Here is a 2,676-nt window from a genome sequence, read left to right as displayed (position 1 = left end):
TCGATCTCGTGGAACATGACCTGCTCGGTCAGGCCGAAGGTGTAGTTGCCCTTGCCGTCGAACTGCCGCGCCGACAGGCCGCGGAAGTCGCGGATCCGGGGCAGCGCCAGCGAGAGCAGCCGGTCGGCGAACTCCCACATCCGGTCGCCCCGCAGGGTCACGTGGCAGCCGATCGGCATGCCCTCGCGCAGCTTGAACTGCGCGATCGACTTGCGGGCCTTGGTCACCGACGGCTTCTGCCCGGTGATCTGAGTGAGGTCGCGCACGGCGCCGTCGATCACCTTGGAGTCGCGGGCCGCGTCGCCGACACCCATGTTGACCACGATCTTGGTCAGCCCGGGGATCTGCATCACGTTGGCGTACTCGAACTCTTTGTGCAGAGCCGGCGCGATCTCCTCGCGATACTTCTGCTTCAGCCGCGGCAGAGTCTTTTCTGCGGTGGTCGCGGTCATCAGATTTCCTTCCCGGTCTTGCGGGCGACCCGGACGCTCCGCTGCGCGGAGTATTCGGTGCCGTCCGGACGCCGCTTGGTGACCTCACGACGCTCGTAACCGACGCGGGTCACGACCTCCTTGCCGTCCACCTTCACGACCAACTGCACGTTGGAGGCGTCGATGGGGGCTTCGGTGGTGATGATCCCGCCCTTGTCCTTACCGCCCTGCTGGGAGCGATCCGGGGTGTGCTTCTTGACGACGTTCACACCCTCGACGATCACCCGGCCCTGCTCGGGCAGCACCTCGATGATGTCGCCGACCAGACCCTTGTCCTTGCCGGCGATGACCTTGACCCGGTCACCCTTCTTCACATGCAACGAGTTCGCCATGTCACAGCACCTCCGGCGCCAGCGAGATGATGCGCATGTAGCGCTTCTCGCGCAGCTCACGGCCGACCGGTCCGAAGATGCGGGTGCCACGGGGCTCCCCGTCGCCCTTCAGGATCACGGCGGCATTCTCATCGAACTTGATGTAGGAACCGTCGGGACGACGGGTCTCCTTCACCGTGCGGACGATGACGGCCTTGACCACCTCGCCCTTCTTCACGTTTCCGCCCGGGATGGCGTCCTTGACCGTGGCGACGATCTTGTCGCCCAGGCCCGCGTAGCGACGCTTGGAGCCACCGAGCACCCGGATGCAGAGGAGTTCCTTCGCACCCGTGTTGTCCGCGACCTTCAGTCGCGTCTCCTGCTGGATCATCTCTGCCTCACTTGGCCTTCTCGAGGATCTCGATCAGACGCCAGCGCTTGGTCGCTGAGGTCGGACGAGTCTCCATCACTCGGACGCGGTCCCCGACGCCGGCATCGTTCGCCTCGTCGTGGGCCTTCAGCCGCTCGGTCTTGGTCATCACCTTGCCGTACAGCGGATGCTTGACCCGCTGCTCGATGGCGACCACGACGGTCTTGTCCATCTTGTCGGACACCACGACGCCCTCACGGACCTTGCGGGCTGCCAATCGATTTGACTCCGCGCGCTTGCTCTCACTCATTGCTCTCACTTGTCCTGATCGGGATCGGGAACGATGCCGAGGTTGCGCTCCTGCAGCACGGTGTAGACCCGCGCGATGTCCTTGCGGACCTCGCGGAGCCGTCCGTGCGACTCGAGCTGACCGGTGGCGGCGGCGAACCGGAGGTTGAACAACTCCTCCTTGAACTCCTTGACCTTGGCGTTGAGCTCGTCGCGGCTGAGGCCGCGCAGGTCGGCAGCGGTGCTGGTCTTCGCCATCAGATCTCACCTGCTTCCCGCTTGATGAACCGTGCCTTGAACGGCAGCTTGTGGATCGCCAGGCGCATGGCCTCGCGGGCCACGTCCTCGGCGACGCCGGACAGCTCGAAGAGCACCCGGCCCGGCTTGATGTTGGCGACCCACCACTCCGGAGAGCCCTTGCCGGAACCCATCCGGGTCTCGGCCGGCTTCTTGGTCAGCGGACGGTCGGGGTAGACGTTGATCCACACCTTGCCGCCACGCTTGATGTGACGAGTCATCGCGATACGGGCGCTCTCGATCTGACGGTTGGTCAGGTACGAGGACTCCAGGGCCTGGATGCCGTAATCGCCGAACGCCAGTTTGGTACCGCCCTTGGCGGCGCCATCCCGCCGGGGATGGTGCTGCTTGCGGTGCTTGACCCTACGGGGAATCAACATTGCTCAGGCTCCTGCGTTCTCGGTGACAGCCTCGGCCGCGGGGGCCTCGGCAGCCTCGGCGCGACGGCGTCCGCCACGCTCGGGACGGCCGCCCCGGTCGTCGCGACGCGGCCCGCGGGCGGGACGGCGCTGACCACCGGAGGTGGCGCGAGCGGCCCGCTGGGCGGCGCGCTCGGCGCGGTTGCCCGACAGGTCACCCTTGTAGATCCACACCTTCACGCCGATCCGGCCGAAGGTGGTCTTGGCCTCGAAGAAGCCGTAGTCGATGTCGGCGCGCAGGGTGTGCAGCGGCACCCGGCCCTCGCGGTAGAACTCCGACCGGCTCATCTCGGCGCCGCCCAGACGGCCGGAGCACTTGATCTTGATGCCGGTGGCACCCGAGCGCATGGCGGTCTGCTGGGCCTTGCGCATCGCGCGGCGGAACGCCACCCGGGCGCTCAGCTGCTCGGCGATGCCCTGGGCCACCAGCTGGGCGTCGATCTCGGGGTTCTTCACCTCGAGGATGTTCAGCTGCACCTGCTTGCCGGTCAGCTTCTCGA

7 protein-coding genes are annotated in these 2,676 nt (G+C 66.5%); all 7 read right to left on the bottom strand.

Going from position 1 to position 2,676, the window contains the following annotated elements; genetic code table 11:
* On the bottom strand, window positions 1-452 hold a 452-nt coding region (rplE, locus tag Q0066_RS04165), incomplete at its 3' end, for a 50S ribosomal protein L5 (RefSeq protein WP_298130342.1).
* Entirely contained in the window at window positions 452-823 is a 372-nt protein-coding gene (rplX, locus tag Q0066_RS04160) for a 50S ribosomal protein L24 (RefSeq protein WP_298130341.1), read from the bottom strand. The genes rplE and rplX, both read right to left, overlap by 1 nt.
* A 1-nt stretch (window position 824) precedes the next feature.
* Complete coding sequence (gene rplN, locus Q0066_RS04155) at window positions 825-1,193, bottom strand: 50S ribosomal protein L14 (protein WP_298130340.1); 369 nt, start codon at window positions 1,191-1,193, stop codon at window positions 825-827.
* 7 nt (window positions 1,194-1,200) lie between these two features.
* Window positions 1,201-1,482, bottom strand: a complete 282-nt coding sequence (gene rpsQ, locus Q0066_RS04150) for a 30S ribosomal protein S17 (RefSeq protein WP_298130339.1) — start codon at window positions 1,480-1,482, stop codon at window positions 1,201-1,203.
* 5 nt (window positions 1,483-1,487) lie between these two features.
* Entirely contained in the window at window positions 1,488-1,718 is a 231-nt protein-coding gene (gene rpmC / locus Q0066_RS04145; RefSeq protein ID WP_298130337.1) for a 50S ribosomal protein L29, read from the bottom strand.
* Window positions 1,718-2,137: a 50S ribosomal protein L16 gene (gene rplP, locus Q0066_RS04140; protein WP_298130335.1), complete on the bottom strand. Its 420-nt coding sequence runs from the start codon at window positions 2,135-2,137 to the stop codon at window positions 1,718-1,720. The genes rpmC and rplP overlap by 1 nt, the downstream gene beginning before the upstream one ends.
* Before the next feature lie 3 nt (window positions 2,138-2,140).
* On the bottom strand, window positions 2,141-2,676 hold a 536-nt coding region (rpsC, locus tag Q0066_RS04135; protein WP_298130333.1), incomplete at its 5' end, for a 30S ribosomal protein S3.

The organism is Micropruina sp. (assembly GCF_027492755.1).
Lineage (GTDB): Bacteria > Actinomycetota > Actinomycetes > Propionibacteriales > Propionibacteriaceae > Micropruina.
This window is presented reverse-complemented; position numbering and strand designations above follow the sequence as displayed.

Bases quoted from the DNA above. Each gene is read 5' to 3' on its own strand.
- rpmC (WP_298130337.1), bottom strand. From the start codon at position 1,718: ATGGCGAAGACCAGCACCGCTGCCGACCTGCGCGGCCTCAGCCGCGAC.
- rplN (WP_298130340.1), bottom strand. From the start codon at position 1,193: ATGATCCAGCAGGAGACGCGACTGAAGGTCGCGGACAACACGGGTGCG.
- rpsQ (WP_298130339.1), bottom strand. From the start codon at position 1,482: ATGAGTGAGAGCAAGCGCGCGGAGTCAAATCGATTGGCAGCCCGCAAG.
- rplX (WP_298130341.1), bottom strand. From the start codon at position 823: ATGGCGAACTCGTTGCATGTGAAGAAGGGTGACCGGGTCAAGGTCATC.
- rplP (WP_298130335.1), bottom strand. From the start codon at position 2,137: ATGTTGATTCCCCGTAGGGTCAAGCACCGCAAGCAGCACCATCCCCGG.